Source organism: Alkalihalobacillus phoenicis, from assembly GCF_047302405.1.
Classification (GTDB): domain Bacteria; phylum Bacillota; class Bacilli; order Bacillales; family Bacillaceae_D; genus Alkalihalobacillus.
The window spans coordinates 1,936,054-1,952,533 of sequence record NZ_CP154853.1; the positions used below are offsets into that span (position 1 = coordinate 1,936,054).

The following is a 16,480-nucleotide window of genomic DNA, read 5'->3' on the forward strand; positions in this document are numbered from 1 at the left end:
AGACATCTATTGCCTTTAACGTAGCTAGGAATTATCGGTTCCTTGTAGAGACCCTCAACCCATATTATTGAGGTTATACGTTAAGATCGTTACGATTGTTTACTTGTCATTTGAGCAGCCTTTTCAACTGCACGAATAATACCTGCATAACCCGTACAACGACACAAGTTCCCTGACAAACCTTGTTTAATTTCCTCCCTAGTTGGGTTCGGTTTTTCATCTAATAAAGCTTTTGTCGCCATCACCATTCCCGGTGTGCAATATCCACATTGAAACCCACCCTCTTCCATAAAAGCTTGTTGGATCGGATCAAGCTTCCCTTTTGATAGACTCACGATCGTTTCCACCTTTGCGCCATCTAAATGATAGGCAAGTGTTAAACAAGCATTGACTAAACGTCCATTGACTAAAACGGAACAAGCCCCACATCGTCCAATTTCACAGGATACTTTTGTACTCGCCAGTTGTAAATCTTCTCTTAAAATATCAATTAAACGCTTAGTTGCTTCTACTTCTAAATGATAGGGCACATGATCGATTTCTACATCTAAGGCTAGATACGGAGCGATTACATCGTTTTTATCCAATTCAATTCCTCCTCCACAACCATTGATGAAATTAACACTTCACGAGATATGGGCAATTGATTTAACCAAACGCCTGTTGCTTGCTCAACTGCTTTTATAATAGCGGGTGCGACTGCGACTGTTCCGATTTCTCCGACACCTCTTGGACCAAAATGATCGTCTTTGTCTAATTTTTCAATAGCTTCAACGGTTAATTCGTCCGGAATATCACAAATCGTTGGAATTAAATACGTATCAAAATTATCCGTTAAATAATGGCCTTCTTCAATTACAGCCTCCTCCATTAATGAATAACCGAGAGCCATCACCCCTCCCCCTTCAATTTGGCCTAAATACCCTAGTTCATTAACGACAGGACCAGCTGATATCGTTTGGTGAAGCTGTAAAACTTTTACTTTTCCTGTCCTCGTATCAACCTCTACTTCTGCTTTTACGCCTGCAAAAGTAAAGAGGAAATGGCCCGAATCAATCGGATCTGGTGTCGTTGGAAAATCAAATTTAGTTGATACCGACATCTCTTGATTTATTTTTGTTAATTGTAAAAAGGACAATTGAATTTGGTTCGGTCTATCTAATTGATATATCCCGCCCGCACCAATGGTAAGCACTTCTTTTTGAACCTTCAATTGCTTGGCCGCCGTTTCTAAAAGCGACTGAATAAATGGTCGTTTTAGTCGTTGCACGGCATGCCAGACCATACTTGTCGCTCTAGATGCAGTTGATGAACCCGATGAAGGGACCTTTGACGTATCTCCAATTGTGATCGTTAAATCATCGACATGACAACCAATCTCTTCTGTTACAATTGTCTCAATCACCGCTAATACACCTTGACCAAATTCCTCAAACCCAAAGGAAATTTCAATTTTTCCTTGCTCATTTAATGCGATTCGCCCTCCTGCCGGATCAAGACGTCCATATCCTAAACCACCACCATGCATAGTGATGGCATACCCTACTCCGTACTTTAACCATGGTTTTTTTGGCTCATGATGCTTCTTCTGTTTACTCACATTGGCATCGTTTATGAGCACAGCTAACACATCCTCTGCCCCGGTAGTTTTGGCAATCCTTTGCCCTAAGGAGCCACGATCTTCGGCTTGGCGAATATTAAGTCTTCGTAGCTCAAGAGGACATAAGTTTAACTTTTCGGCTAAGCGATCGATTTGTCCTTCCAAAGCAAAAGTGACTTGGTTTCCACCAAAACCACGAAATTCACCCGATACACCGTTATTTGTAAAAACTGATTTCCCCTTCACTTGTACGTTATTAATCACATAAGGACCGGTTGCATGTTCAACAGCAAAGTCTAAAACGGCAGGACCTAATGAAGAATAAGCACCGGTATCCGCGATAATTTCGACTTGATGGGCGATAATCCGCCCGTTATCATCAGCTCCTGTTTTCATTTTTATTTTCATTGGGTGCCTTTTTAAGCCCGCTTTTACAGACTCTGTTCGTTTATTATGCATTTTTACAGGCAAGTTTGTTTTTAAAGCAAGCAGGGCTGCATATGGTTGAACATTTAACTCGTCCTTGCCACCAAACGACCCACCCATTGGACTTGAAACAATTCGAATTTTCGCTTCTTCCATATTTAATATTCTCGATAATTGAAACCGATCTTTATATCCATGTTGTGTCCCAATATAAACCGTAATCGAACCATCTTCCTCTGGTACGACAATTCCTCCCTCCGTTTCCATATAAGCATGCATTTGTCTAGGGAGTTGATACATTTCCTCAACGATATAACGGCATTCTTGAAAGCCTTTATCTAACTGTCCATAAGAAAAACCTGTTTCATGAAGCACATTTCCATTCTTATGAAGCGAAGGGGCTTCTTCTTTTAAAGCTTCTTCAGGTGAGTTAATCACAGGTAAAGCTTCATATTCGACTTGAATTAAGTCTAGTGCCTTTTCGGCTATTTCAAGTGACGTCGCGGCAACTGCTGCAATCGCATCTCCTACATAACGAACAACTTGATCACAAAATACAGGCTGATCCGGTGTGACAATCCCAAACCCGTTTAATCCTGGAACATCCTTTGCTGTTAAGATCGCTTTAACCCCGTCTAATGCTTCGGCTTTTCTTACATCAATCGAAACAATTTTAGCATGGGGATAAGTGCTTCGCAGAACTTTCCCATATAACATTTGTGTGGAATATAAATCGGTTAGATAAGTCAACTTTCCCGTCACTTTCTCTCGTCCATCAGGTCTTAGACGCTTTCTTGATTGAGAAATTTCAGAACGAAGACGCATCTCTTTCACCTTCTTTCCCCTTAGTGATCCGGCTCACAATTTCCGAACAGAACATATTCGCTGCAACCTTCGTTTTATAGTTGCTATTTACCAACAGCTCATCAATTGGTTGGTACTCTTGTAAAATCGATTGATACACTTTTTGTAATAGCTCTGTTGTCACTTCTTTCCCTAATAAAACTTGTTCGGTTTGAAAAAGCCTTTTAGGGAGATGATTACTTCCGGATAATGCAAGCCGGGCTGAATGAACGACATGGTTCGAATCTAATTCAAGCATTGCAGCAACACTAACGATTGCTGGAATAAAACTTTCGCGTCGTCCTAACTTCTCAAAATAGTAATTCTCATCCGAGTAACCCGAATATTCAGGTAATAAAACTCGCATAATGAGAATATTTTCAAAAGCTGCCGGATCAACCTGTTTGTAGTGAATAAAATCTGCCAATGGTTTTGTTTGTTTGTCGATTCCATTAAACCAAGTTATCTGTGCATCCATCGTCAATAAGCTCGGAAATAAATCACCAAATCCATGAGCTAAATTACCACCGATCGTTGCTAAATTACGAATAGCTGGGGCCGCTATCTGAAGGATTGTTTTCATCATACTAGATTGATAAGGTAAAAGTAGTGGTGACTTTAATAGGTTATTTAAAGTAACATTCGATCCAATCACAACTGATTTTTCTTGAGCCTGACAAAGATCAATCGATTGTAATTCAGGAATTTTTTTCAAACTAATTAAATGAGGAGGGAGAACCGTCCCTTTTTCCTGCTGAAGTTGTAAAAAAGTTCCCCCTGCGATATAAGAAGCCTCTTTATTATACTTTTTTTTAATTGCCCAAGCTTCTTCTACTGTTTTTGGAAACCACATTTTGGATGGTTTTTGAATGAAGTTTGCTTCTCCCATTATTTTTTACCACTCCTATTTATGAACCATTCAAATTGTTCTTTTGTGTCTATATCGAAAAATAATTCTTTCTGATCATATTTGAGTTTAACCACTTTATGAGCATTCGTTTGTTGAATCAACTTTTTTGCACCTTGATCTCCTGATAATAAAAATAGCTGTTCAAATGTTGATCTTAAACATAAAATCGGTGGTTGAATGATATTCTGACATTCTGAAACAATGTAATCAACTGACTGGCCCTTTTGAATGACTGATTCATATTTGTTTATTAACAAATCGATCATTTGGTTCGTCATCAAAGGCTGATCAGCAAGTAATATCATAACTCCGTCAACATCATCCTCAATCGCCATCTTTAGACCACACTTTAACGACTGTGACTGGCCTAAATTAGGATTTTTATTAAAAACAAAGCTCATTTTTTTCCTTTCTTTTTTTGTTAATGATGACTCTACTTCCTCTTTTTGTTCGGTCTTGGAAATCACGACAAAAATATGTTCGAGTGAACTTTGTAACGCTTTTTTTAAAGCGATAACCCCTAGGACCTCATCATTAACACGTAAAAGAAACTTAGACGTTCCCATTCTCGTTGATAGTCCAGCCGCTAAATAGAGGCCAACAATTCGATGTGTCTTCATTGATAAAATGTCACCTTTTTTGGTTCCGTATTTTTAAACTTAATCAGCTGTGCCACGATACTTATCGCGATTTCATTTGGACCTTCTGCTTTTATCATTTCCCCAATTGGACTATAAACAAAATCAGGAATAGGTGCTCCCTCTAATAAACGAACTGTCCGATTTTTTGACCCTAATAATCCAATATAGCCAAGTTGTTTCTTTAATAGTCCTTTTAAAATCAATTGATCTTGCTGAAATTGATGGGTCATAATGATCACAAAATCTTCATTCTTTACTTCTAAGTTAGCAAATAACTCATCTTTTTTTATGAGAATTTTTTCATTCGCTTCGCTAAATCGAGTATCTGTAAGCAGTGCTTCCCGCCAATCTACTAATAAAATATAAAAATCCAATTTTCCTGCCAATTGCACAAGTGGGATTACGTCATCTCCTGCACCAAAAATAACTAATCTTTTTAATGGTCTAAACGTTTGGACATATATCGTTTCATTTAATTCAACATTTATAAAGCGTCCATTTTTTAAGGGGGACGCGCTGTTGTACGCTGTCACAAGGGATGGAATCTCACCTCTCCAATTGTTCAAGATTAATCGACCATCTGATTGTAAAATTTGTTTAAAGGGTGTTTTACCATCTGTTATTCTTTTAAAAAGAGTGATTTCCTTCCCTAACTTAAGCTCATGTAAGATTTGCTCATATCCTTTTCGTACCTGCTCACAACAGCGTTCAATTAAGACATAAATAATTCCATTACATCCCGAACTTATCCCCCACCCTAAATCATCCTCTGCTCTCATATCAAAGGAGAGTACTTGGGCATCTTCCAATTGGTCGTTTTCAATCCGTGAAGAAATATCTTCTTCTAAACAGCCAACACTCAACATACCATGTCTAATTCCATTTGATTGAAAAAGCATCATCGCTCCTTCTTTTCGATAACTGGAGCCTTCCACATGGACAATGGTTGCTACATAATCTTCGGCATCCGCCTGAACAATTTTCGCTAAGAGGGAGTTCATCAGTTCAGCCAATCTTACCTCCTCCTGTCTATAAAAGCAGCTGATTTAAATAAAATGAATATTCGTTTAGTTTTGAAAAGAATATCGAAAATGCTCTGGATATTCCATAACCTTGTGAGAAATCGTCACAAAGTCTTTTAGTTACCATGCTCAAAAAAAACAACTAATATTTGTTTATTTAACAATATCGATAAAAGAGAAAAAATGAGGGAACTGTCAAAAAAAGCCCTTAATATAGAAAAAAAGTAGTCGGGACAGAACCGAGTACTAAATTGAAAGAGTCAATGATATTTTTACATAGGATTAGTTGGGCGGACATGGAGCGATGTTCACCACTCCCGAAAATCATGCTCCACTGGGCTACAGGAGACGGGGCATGATTCACACTCATAAATCTTAAAGTCTCTTGTGTAGTCATATCGATCTACGTTTTAGGAAGATAGAGTTGGTTCGAGGTGAAGTAATTTTATTCTTAAGAAAAGTACGATTTTTTGTGCCATTTTGATAGAAAATGAAACTTAGCGGACGGGGTGTCTTACCTCTCACTATATAAATTTTAAAAAAGGGCTGAACTCTTAAAGGTCATTTTCATAACCTTTTGAGCCAGCCCCCTAAAATGAACGGAATGAGAAGGTGAAATTAGAGGAGTGTTTAATGTATCGAGGGATTATTCTGTTCTTTTATATATCGAGCCAGCTCAATAATCATCGCCCCCATACGTTCTAAAGTGGGAACAACAATGCGCTCAACTCCTGAGACTGTCAGTTCTTCTTTTGTTACTTTGCCGACCGCTACAGCAACAACATGTTTTTCAAAGGCTCCTAATAAAAGGGTTTGTTTATCAAACCTTTTTGCATAATCAAATAAACTTCTCACTTGTAAAAAAGTCGTAAAACAGACAGCATCCACTTGTGAAGTTAAAATCTCATTTAGTAAAAGCTCAACGGTTTCCTCTTCTGGTGCGATATGTTGATAAGGTAGGACTTGAGTAACGTTTGCCCCTTTGCTTTCAAGAAATTCAATTAAAGGCGGCGAACTTAAACCATGTAATTGAACCGTCACATTTTGATTTGAAAATGAAGTGTCCTTTAAAGCTGAAATAAGCCCTGAGGTTGTACCATCATCATCAACAACCTCTGCTTTTATACCTAATTTATGAAGGGCTGCAATCGTTTTGTAACCTCTTGCCGCTATTTTTACCTTCTTCATTTTTTGTAAAAACAAGTCCTTTTGTCCAAGTTTTTCTGCGACCTCCACAAGAGCATTTGTCCCAATTCCGGTCGTCAAAATAAGCCAATCAACTTCTTGTTGAATAAAAACAGACAAATCTTTCTCTAATTGATCAACCGCAAAAAAGACCGTACCTTGCATAGAGCGTACCGAGGCTTCCCCTCCTTGCTTTTTAACCAACGCCTTCATTTCTTCTGTTTTTCGTGAAGCTGTTAGTGTAACCTTTTTCCCCGCTAATGGTTTACTCATAAAATACTCCTCCACCTATTTTATTTATGAATCGGTAATGTTAATAAAAAACTTGTCCCTTTTTTCGATGATTCTTTCAAAATTAAATCGCCATCCATAGCTTGAGCGATTAATTTACTAAAGGGCAAACCTAATCCAAGTCCACGTACTTTATATTTCTTTTCCTCACCTCGGAAAAAACGTTCAAAGATGTTTTTTTGTTCGTCTTCTCGTATTCCTGCTCCATTATCTTTGACTTCAATTTCGAGTGAATTTCCTTTTTGCCTTAACAAGATCTCAATTCGAGCCTCCGTCTTATCAAATGAATGTTTAGCATTATTTAATAGATTTACGATAATTTGCTGTAACCTTGCTGAATCTATTTTTATAAATAAATCTTCATCTAGAGGCTTCACTATACAATCAACAGGTTCATCTTGTGTGATTTTCCATTGTTTTACTAGTTCATTAATGAGTTGATTAATCTCCATTTTAACTGTTCGGATCGGAAATTGTTTCGCATGAAGGGAATTAAACTCGACTAAATCACCAATCATATGTTGGAGACGATTCGTTTCCTTTAGTGAAATCTCAAGAAATTCCTTTGCTTCTTCACCTGTCACAACTTCATCTTTCACTGCTTGTAGCAAGCCGCTTATTGAAGTAACCGGGGTTTTTAATTCATGAGTGACGCCTGCTAATAATTCTTTTCTTAACGACTCTAATTGTTCAAGTCGGTCCGTCATGTTTTTAAAGGAATCCACTAATTCATGCAGTTCCTGTTCAACTGGTTCAACCGGCAATCGAACATCATATTGGCCTTGCTCAACTTGTTTAGCTGCAAAAGCGACTTGTTCGATCGGTTTAACAAACTTTTTTGAAAGAAAATAAATAGCTGCCCATCCTAATAACCCTAAACTAATGACAATAATCAAAAGCAATTGATATTCTTGATTGACTTTCGTTAAAACTTCTTTTGATTCGATTAAGACAACCCAACCGACGAGCTGTTCATAAAAAAGAATCGGGGTTTTCACCATATAATAACTACCTACATTTGCTTCACTAAAATTCAATTGCTGAACCGTGTTTTCTGAATGGATTAGCTGAGATGGGATATAAAACCTAAATAATCGCTCTTGCTGATCACTTACTGAAACAATCGTTCCATCAGGTGAAGTTATATAAATCGTCGGATCACTTTCCAAATCTAACAATTCATTACGCTCAGTTACATAACCAGGAACATCCCCATGTTGCTCGGGCTCTCCACCATTCACCTCAACAAAACGGGATGCAATTTCCTCCCCAAGAAGCACGGTCATATTTAAACGATGTTCTAAAGTAGTATGACGAATCCACATAACTGATATCACCGAGATAACAATCAAACCAATTACAAGGGTTATTACGTAATTTCTCGTCCATAAATGAAGCAATGATTTACGTTTTTTTATTTGATTATTCAACACGGAATTGATACCCTAAACCTCTTAATGTTCGGATTTCCCCTTGTTCAATTGGCCAGCTTTTTAATTCTTTACGGATTCGTTTAATTGCCAAGTCAACGGCCCGATCACTGCCATCATAATCTAAACCCCAAACATGATTTAATAATTGCTCACGTGTGAACGTCTGATTTGGATGTTTTGTTAAAAATAAAAATAAAGAACGATCTCGTGGTGTTAAATCAACTTCCTCATCAAACAGATAAATACGATGGGCTTTATAATCAATCGCCAAATGACCAAAATGAATTTCCTCATTTTCTCGAAACGATGGCGCCCTTCTTAACACAGCTTGAATTCTCGCAATCACTTCATCCCCAATAAATGGTTTCGTAATGTAATCATCAGCCCCTTCATGTAAGCCTAACAACTTATCTGAAACATCATCTAATGCCGTCAGCATAATAACTGGACACATGGAGCGTTTCCTAATTTCCTTTAATAATTCCCAGCCATTTTTATAAGGCAGCATAACATCAAGAAGAACTAAATCCGGTCTAAACGATAAAAAGGCGTCTAACGCTTCCTTCCCATCAAAAGCTTGTTCGACTTGATAGCCCGCTTTTTTTGTATAAGCTTTTAATACTTGGCTTATCGCTTTTTCGTCTTCTATAATTAAAATCCGTTCCATCCAGGTTCCCTTCCTTGGTTCATTCTCATTTCATTTGCTCACTATAACTCTTGTATAAGTCAATCGAATGTCAACTTGTTGATTGAATCGCTTCCTGTGCTAATAATTGAATCGTCATATCATCCATTGGCGGGTTATGCAAACCGGCTCGGACGTCACGATAATAGCGTTGCAAGGGGGAATCCATTTTTAAACTTTGGGCTCCAACTACACGCATTGCTAAATCAACCACTTGAATCGCTTGATTGACGACACCATGTTTTACGGCTCCTAAATCGGCTTGTAAATGATCGCGATTTTCTTTGACCGTTTGATCCCATTTACTCGATACCGAGAACAGAAATGCTTCTGACTGACGAATCAGTAATTCAGCTTCCCCAATTTTTGCTTGGACATTCGGCAATTCACTTATCGTTTGCTGAATACTATTCGGGGAATAACTCTTAGCAAACTGAATCGCATATCGATGAGCGGCTTTGGCAATTCCTAAATAACACGCTGGGATATGTAAAAGCCACCCGGCTACTTTTTTTCGTTCAATATATTCAACCATCCTATGTAAATCCAGTTTTACATCCGTTAAATGTAAATCATGACTGGCTGTCGCTCTCATGGCTAGCATATTCCACGTTTCCTCAATTTCTAACCCAACAGTATCTTTGGGAATAAGAAAATTCCCGACTTTATCTTCGTCTTCAATCGTTGCCGAAACAAGAAAATAATCCAACACAGGAGCCATCGTAGTAAATGTTTTTCGGCCATTAATAATCCATTGACCAGCTTCTTTTCGCGCGGTTGTTGTTGGTTTTCCACCTCTAGTTGGACTACCTGTTGCTGCTTCTGTTGCCGCCGCATTAATTAAAGCTCCCTTTTCCACCACTTCTTTGATTAACGTTTGGTAAGTACTTGAATCCCATTTCCGATAATCGCGTAATTGTTGCATGAGCCCCATATGCCACCCAATCGCAAGTGATGTAGCCCCATCCTTTTCTGCTATTAACATTTGATACTGAAGCCACTCGCTTAAGGAAACGCCATAACCCCCATCTTCCTTGGCAACATTATACTTCGGATAACCAATTTCTTTAAGCTTTTCAATATTTTCAAAAGGAAATCGAGCTTGTTCATCATTTTTTTCGGAAAAAAGAGGGAAATCATTTATCGCCTTCGTTAAAAGTTCATGACGTTCTTCCTTTGTGGGGATGATTGGTTCTGTATTCATATGTCCACTCCCTTTTAAAAATCAACTTTCTTATTTTGATACTTGTTCTAATCGCTCCATTTGATTAAAGATTGCTTCCATTGGCACGGCTAACCCGACTGATTCACTATCATTGTCAAAAGTTGGAATAGTTCTCGCATAAACGACGCCAACGACTTCTCCACCTTCGTTAATAACCGGACTCCCACTGTGACCAGGATAAATAGGATTCGAAATTCTTAATACATCATAGCCATCTCGCTCCTCCATCATCGTACCTTTATTAGCAATTTGGGCTTGCAACAATGGATTCCCAATGACATAAATGACATCATCCTGTTCACTTTTCTCCGTACTTAACGTTAAATATTCCAATTCTTTACCTTCTATTTTAAGTAAAGCAACATCTAAGTCTCCGTCACTCATTACCCTTTCTGCCATAAATGATTGTCCGTCTGGTAAATGAACCGCAATTCCACCTGCATTATCAACAACATGGTCATTTGTTAATACATAACCATCCGCTGAAATAACAAAACCTGTTCCTCTGCTTGTGCCATTTTGAATAAGCACTACCGCATCCTGACTTTGACTCACAATTTCATCCTCTGATAATAGTTCAGAAGCTTGTCTTAATCTCAGACTATCGATATTAAATAAATCAAACCAAACCGCAAAAACTTGAAAGAGTAGACCAAAACTGAGCAATACGGCAACACTAGTATATATCAACCGCTTTTTTTTCCTTCGTCTTTCTTTATCTTTTGGGTCTTCCTCTTCTTCCAAAAAAGCCTCTAACGGTGGTTCTTCATACTCAACCTGTTCTACGTTCTTTTTATTTATATTGGACTCATCGTTTTTTGTCACATAAACGCTCCTTTTATTCGGTATTATATACTTATTCTTATATTACCATTTCTAAAAAGCAGACGAATAGTGAATCGCTTGAAAAGTTCTGAAAGTTGAAATGATTGCTCTAAAGGATCGAGAGCGATACAATAATTAATAATGATCGATGATTTTTTAAGGGGGTTAAATGATGGAACCGATCGTCCATAAAACAGAAGTTCAAAACTTACTTAATTCATTTGCTAAAAGACCACAATACCTTCATTTAGAAACAACAAACGGGGCTTATGCCACACACAATGATCAAAATTTTTTCTCGGCCAGTGCTTATATTCGTAATGCTCAGATTACATATGAACATGGAAAAATAGCCGGTGATGGTCCATATCGCGTTGGCTTAAAATTAGCAGGAATTGGTTGGGTCTATGCAGAAGGCTTAACTCACTTTGAAAAAGATGAAAAAGGGCGCTTATTAATGGCTGGCCATGGCTTTGATGGAAAACTAGCTGTTGCCTTACAAATTAGCGAAACCCCTTTTGAGTGAAAGGAGAATAACTAAAATGGAAAATGAAAGGCATGTACTCGTAATTTTTCCCCATCCTGATGATGAGGCTTTCGGCGTTTCTGGTACCATTTCTGCTTATCGTGCCAAACAAATTCCCGTAACCTATGCTTGTCTTACCCTCGGTGAAATGGGGAGAAATTTAGGGAATCCACCGTTTGCTACAAGAGAATCATTACCCCATATTCGAAAAAAAGAACTCGAACAAGCTGCTGCTGCGATGAAGATTGACGACTTACGAATGCTTGGTTTCCGTGATAAAACGCTCGAATTTGAAGAGGATGAAAAAATGGTTCGGGTTGTTACCGACTTAATTACCGAGTTAAACCCATCATTAGTGATCACTTTCTATCCAGAATATGCGGTCCACCCCGACCATGATGCAACTGGCCGAGCGGTTATCGAAGCAGTAAAACGTCTAGATAAATCCTCACGACCAAAAGTACATTGTCTAGCTTTTTCAAACGGACATGAAGAAGAGATCGGCCCACCTAACCTCTTAGTGGATGTCTCTTCATTTGCCGAACAAAAGCTAAATACAATGCGAGCACATATTTCACAAACCGCTTGGATGTTAGCAGAACTTGAGCCGAAAATTGTCGCCAAGGAAGCGGCCGCGTTAGAGTGGTTACATTATGAACGGTTTTGGGTTTATCCTTTTAACGATTAAATAAATAAGGCTTCCTCAAAAGTTATTTATGAACTTTTAGGAGCCTTTTTTTGTATAGGGTCGATTATTTTGATTTATAGCTAACTGTTGGCCTATGTTTGCTATTTTATGTGGCATTCAGTTCGGTATTCATAACCAAGCTAGCTTCAGGTGTAGTTAGCAATCGGCCTGCTATTTTCACCCGAATTTTGGTATTCTGCTTTTTTCATTACCTATTTCTGGTTTTTCGCATCCTAATTTTGTTCATTCACTTTTTGCATTACTTATCCAGCCTTATTCGCACCCTAATTTCACCTTTTCACTCATTCTCAACATAAAAAGACCTCTCAAAAGGCCGATTGACCTTTTGAGAAAGTCTTCATTTTTTATAAGCGGAATTTCGCCATTTGTTGTTTTAATTGCTCGATCGATTCTTTTAGCAATGTCGTATTTTCGACGACCACTTCTGTTGAATCGTTTTGTTGACTTACTGAACGTGAAGCAACTTCAATACTAGCTGTGGTCTGCTCAGTTGCTGCAGCTAATTGATTGACCGCCTCTTGAATGCCATAGCTTTCGGTTGCCATCGCCGAAATTTGTTCGGTAATGACTTTAATTTCTTCACCCATTGAATGGATCGAACGCTCAATATTTTGAATGTCTTGACCCGTACGTTCCACCATCTCCATTCCATCCTGGGTTTCATGATTTACTGCCAACAACACATTACTTACGCGGTCAGTCTCATTTTGAACGCTTGAAGTAATAGTGACGATTTTTTCAATCGAATTACTCACTTCATTTGAAAGCTTGCGGATTTCATTCGCAACTACCGCAAAGCCTTTCCCAACATCTCCAGCTCTTGCTGCTTCAATTGAGGCATTTAAAGCTAATAAATTCGTTTGGTCCGCTACACCACGAATGACATCAACAATCTGATTAATTTCAGAAGAGCGTTTCGCAAGAAGTTTAATATTATCGGTCGCTTCCTCGATCGTTTGATGGATATGATTCATCTTTTTAATCGAATTTTGCATCTTAGTATTCCCGTTATTAGTGAGCTCGATAATACCTTCTGATGAAGTACGAATGTTTTGCCCTGATGAATCAATCGTATTAATTTGATTATTAAAAGTTGTTGCTGATTGTGAAATATCAAAAGTCGTCGAAGTTTGTTCTTCAGAAACGGCTAATAACTGGTTAAGAGTGTCCGTTATTTGCATACTTTCTTCATTTAAACTTACCGCCGATTGATCTAAACTTTGACCTTGGTTATTAACATCATTAGAAACTTCTCTTAACTGATTAACTACTTCCACTAAACTTATTTGCATCTGATTCAATGAAGCACCTATCACAGCAAACTCATCTTTGCCTCGAATTTGTAAAGGTTGTTCTGTTAAATCACCGTCCGCAATTTTTTGACTAAAGTGTAATGTTTCTTTTAAAGAACGTTTAACCATTCGATTAATAGAAAGAATTAAAGTTACTCCAACAATTAAAGATAAAATAAAAGCAGCAACCGTAAGTGTAATCGTAAAATCAATTTGTGCTCTTGCATTGGCCGCATCCGCAACTCTTTTATCATCTACAATTTCTTTTAATTCTGATAACGCACCAACAGTTTGGTCTCTTAACCGTTCAATTCGTGTGTATGTATAGCTTTGGAAAGCTTGGTTATTCAACATCCGTTCATCAAGAACATCATTTTGAAAAATCGAGGTAATTTGTTCCTGATTTCCTTGAGCATAATTTAATTTATTTATCATTTCTCGCTCATCCAAATATGGCTCAATTTGAGCAACTAAATGTGATAAATGCTCTGAATTTTCCTCAAAAGTCTGAATCGTTAATTCATCGCTTCGATTAATATAACTCAATGTGAGCATAATCAAATCTTGATACACATCACTCATCTCTGAAATCATTGCAGACCTATCTGCACTTCTTTCAAATTGAGTCATTTCTTCTTTAATTTGGTTAAGGCTTACGACAACTAAAATACAAGTTACGCAAAAGAGCATAATCGTAATCATAAACGCAAAACCATATTTGGCACCTAATTTAAAATTCCGCCAAAAAAAGAGCCGTTCAAAAGAAAATTTAAAACCCTTTTTTCCTATCCTTTTTTTCATCATTTTCCTCCTCTCTGTCATACCATTACAAAATTAACTAGCTTTTCTCCTATATTTTATATGAACCGTGTCATTTATACTATTATTTTTTTCGTTTTTTTGTATCGTTTTTGTTTATTTTTAATATAAATAAATATTGACTAATTCTTTAGACCTATTTTGTAACTAAATTACTAGTTCTGAAGCCCCTTCTATAAGACTTTATTATTGGTAGTTTTTTTCTTTCATTAATCTGCTTATACGAGCAAAATCGTTCGTTTTTCATGATATAATAAACACTAAATGAAAATTATAAATGAATTTAGAGGGGTTACCTAAAATGAAAGAACATAATAAATTATTAGTCGTAGATGGCTTTAACTTATTAAGCCGTGGCTATTTTGCGACTTCATACGGTCGTGAAGAGGATCAGTTAAGTAAAAACTCAAATGGCCAATATACAAATGGATTACGAGTCTTTTTTCAAAAGCTTTTTCAACTCGTCCGCTTAGAACCTATTTCGCATGTGATTGTTGCATGGGATGTGAAACGAGAAGAGTCGATTCGCCGTCAATATGCCCCTGATTATAAAGCAACTCGTGGAGAATTGCCGAATGCTCTTATTCAACAATATGAAACTTGTACTTCTATTCTTGACGAAATAGGAGTTGCTCAATTAACCATCTCTCCTTATGAAGCAGATGATATCATTGGGTGTTTAGCACAGATGTGGAAAAAACAATTTGAGGCACCTTGTGCCATTTATAGTAACGATCGTGATTTATTGCAACTCATTAACGAATCCACCACTCAAATCATTGCAACAAAAGCGGGTGAAGTCCATTACAGTTTAGCCGATTTTGAAAAAGACTATCAAATCACCCCGGCACAATGGATTGACGTCAAAGCTTTATTAGGGGATAAAAGCGATAATATTCCGGGTTGTGCTGGTGTTGGCGAAAAATCAGCTTTGCCATTAATTCAAACGTATCGAACGGTCGAGAACTTATATGAGGTTTTAGCTAGAAATGAAGTTGACCCTAGCTATAAACGATACTTCAAAAAACTAGAAGCAGGTTTTGAATCCGTTGTACTCAGCAAAAAACTAGCCACTATTATTTGTGAAATTGAAGAATTACAATCTTATATGTTTGATGATGCAAAACTACCTCATGAGCCCGCTACTGTTGAGAATGTTTTAAACACCTATGAATTAAAAATCACTTATAATCCAGCTCATTCTGCCCATGTTTAAAATTTTCAATAAAAAAATTAGCCTCATTGCGGTTACACTTCTTCTTTTAACAATTATTATTGGGGCGATTATTTATTTACGACCTTATCCAGCAACACAAGAGGCCCTAATGGTCTTCCAGCAAAAATCCGATGATTATCGAATTGAACAAAAGAATGATTGGTATAAGTTTGAACCAACAAGCGATGAGATCCAGTCGACGATCATTCTTTACCCAGGGGGATTAGTCAAACCTGAAAGTTATAGCTTGCTTGCAGAAGAGCTAGCTTTAAATCAACATCGTGTTTTTATTATTAAAATGCCTTTGAACCTTGCCTTCCTTGGACAAGATAAGGCCAATCCGATAGTAGATAAGTATCAAGATGAGCCGATTTTTATAGGTGGTCACTCCCTTGGTGCTGTATTTGCCTCGAGGTTTGCCCTAGAATTTGAAGAAAAATTGGATGGCGTTTTCTTTCTTGCTTCGTACCCTGATAAAAAAGGAAGCCTACGTTCCACTTCCTTACCTTCAATATTACTAACAGCAAGTGAAGATAAAGTTATTAATAAAAAAAACCTAGAGCAAGCATCGGACTTTTTTTCAAAAGAACATCATCACTTTATTATTGAAGGTGGCAATCACGCTTATTTTGGCTCTTATGGTCAACAGTCAGGTGATGGAGAATCATTAATCTCAACTGAAGTGCAAAGACGCCATACCGTGATGCTGCTCCACGAATGGATAAACGACCATCTTACTCGTTAATTTTTTTAATACGTTGTCATAACGCTTGCTATTTTCCTATTTACGCTTTATAATATTTAACTTGTATGAACGGATTATAGTGAGGTG

General features: G+C 37.5%; 15 protein-coding genes and 1 riboswitch. Of the genes, 4 read left to right on the plus strand and 11 right to left on the minus strand.

Annotation, left to right across the window (positions count from 1 at the left end):
• Nucleotide 1 precedes the first annotated feature (1 nt).
• Nucleotides 2-101, minus strand: a riboswitch (purine riboswitch).
• The 10 genes from AA0017_RS09150 to AA0017_RS09195 all read right to left on the minus strand — a co-directional run bounded on the left by AA0017_RS09150 (nt 90) and on the right by AA0017_RS09195 (nt 11,086).
• Nucleotides 90-587 (minus strand): (2Fe-2S)-binding protein, encoded by a 498-nt coding sequence (locus tag AA0017_RS09150; protein WP_413381145.1) that lies wholly within the window; start codon nt 585-587, stop codon nt 90-92. (Overlaps the previous riboswitch by 12 nt.)
• Nucleotides 569-2,851, minus strand: coding sequence for a xanthine dehydrogenase subunit D (pucD, locus tag AA0017_RS09155; RefSeq protein ID WP_413382514.1), 2,283 nt, complete (start codon nt 2,849-2,851; stop codon nt 569-571). The genes AA0017_RS09150 and pucD overlap by 19 nt, the downstream gene beginning before the upstream one ends.
• Entirely contained in the window at nt 2,835-3,758 is a 924-nt protein-coding gene (locus AA0017_RS09160; RefSeq protein WP_413381147.1) for an FAD binding domain-containing protein, read from the minus strand. Before AA0017_RS09160 ends, pucD begins: the two co-directional genes overlap by 17 nt.
• Nucleotides 3,758-4,399, minus strand: a complete 642-nt coding sequence (locus tag AA0017_RS09165; protein WP_413381149.1) for a nucleotidyltransferase family protein — start codon at nt 4,397-4,399, stop codon at nt 3,758-3,760. The genes AA0017_RS09160 and AA0017_RS09165 overlap by 1 nt, the downstream gene beginning before the upstream one ends.
• Nucleotides 4,396-5,433 carry an XdhC family protein gene (locus tag AA0017_RS09170; protein ID WP_413381151.1) on the minus strand — a complete coding sequence of 346 codons (1,038 nt, stop codon included), beginning with the start codon at nt 5,431-5,433 and terminating at the stop codon, nt 4,396-4,398. The genes AA0017_RS09165 and AA0017_RS09170 overlap by 4 nt, the downstream gene beginning before the upstream one ends.
• A gap of 639 nt (nt 5,434-6,072) precedes the next feature.
• The gene (locus AA0017_RS09175) at nt 6,073-6,900 is read right to left on the minus strand and encodes a uroporphyrinogen-III synthase (RefSeq protein ID WP_413381153.1); all 828 of its coding nucleotides are present in this window, start codon (nt 6,898-6,900) and stop codon (nt 6,073-6,075) included.
• A 20-nt stretch (nt 6,901-6,920) separates the two neighbouring features.
• Complete coding sequence (locus tag AA0017_RS09180) at nt 6,921-8,351, minus strand: ATP-binding protein (RefSeq protein WP_413381155.1); 1,431 nt, start codon at nt 8,349-8,351, stop codon at nt 6,921-6,923.
• Nucleotides 8,341-9,018, minus strand: coding sequence for a response regulator transcription factor (locus tag AA0017_RS09185; protein WP_413381157.1), 678 nt, complete (start codon nt 9,016-9,018; stop codon nt 8,341-8,343). Before AA0017_RS09185 ends, AA0017_RS09180 begins: the two co-directional genes overlap by 11 nt.
• Before the next feature lie 70 nt (nt 9,019-9,088).
• Nucleotides 9,089-10,240, minus strand: a complete 1,152-nt coding sequence (locus AA0017_RS09190) for an acyl-CoA dehydrogenase family protein (RefSeq protein ID WP_413381159.1) — start codon at nt 10,238-10,240, stop codon at nt 9,089-9,091.
• Between the two features lie 30 nt (nt 10,241-10,270).
• On the minus strand, nt 10,271-11,086 hold the full coding sequence (locus AA0017_RS09195; protein ID WP_413381161.1) for a S1C family serine protease: 816 nt from the start codon (nt 11,084-11,086) through the stop codon (nt 10,271-10,273).
• 172 nt (nt 11,087-11,258) lie between these two features.
• On the opposite strand from AA0017_RS09195, the gene AA0017_RS09200 reads away from it, so the two are divergent.
• Both AA0017_RS09200 and bshB2 read left to right on the plus strand, forming a co-directional pair.
• A complete protein-coding gene (locus tag AA0017_RS09200; protein WP_413381163.1) occupies nt 11,259-11,612 on the plus strand; it encodes a YojF family protein in 354 nt (117 codons plus the stop codon).
• Nucleotides 11,613-11,628: 16 nt separating this feature from the next.
• Nucleotides 11,629-12,300: a bacillithiol biosynthesis deacetylase BshB2 gene (bshB2, locus tag AA0017_RS09205; protein ID WP_413381165.1), complete on the plus strand. Its 672-nt coding sequence runs from the start codon at nt 11,629-11,631 to the stop codon at nt 12,298-12,300.
• Between the two features lie 365 nt (nt 12,301-12,665).
• Here bshB2 and AA0017_RS09210 read toward each other — a convergent pair whose 3' ends face one another.
• Nucleotides 12,666-14,414, minus strand: coding sequence for a methyl-accepting chemotaxis protein (locus tag AA0017_RS09210; RefSeq protein ID WP_413381167.1), 1,749 nt, complete (start codon nt 14,412-14,414; stop codon nt 12,666-12,668).
• A 319-nt stretch (nt 14,415-14,733) separates the two neighbouring features.
• Here AA0017_RS09210 and AA0017_RS09215 point away from each other — a divergent pair, with 319 nt between their 5' ends.
• Together AA0017_RS09215 and AA0017_RS09220 are read left to right on the plus strand one after the other, a co-directional pair.
• Nucleotides 14,734-15,648 carry a 5'-3' exonuclease gene (locus AA0017_RS09215; RefSeq protein ID WP_413381169.1) on the plus strand — a complete coding sequence of 305 codons (915 nt, stop codon included), beginning with the start codon at nt 14,734-14,736 and terminating at the stop codon, nt 15,646-15,648.
• Nucleotides 15,641-16,393 carry an alpha/beta hydrolase gene (locus AA0017_RS09220; RefSeq protein ID WP_413381171.1) on the plus strand — a complete coding sequence of 251 codons (753 nt, stop codon included), beginning with the start codon at nt 15,641-15,643 and terminating at the stop codon, nt 16,391-16,393. The genes AA0017_RS09215 and AA0017_RS09220 overlap by 8 nt, the downstream gene beginning before the upstream one ends.
• Nucleotides 16,394-16,480: the final 87 nt, after the last annotated feature.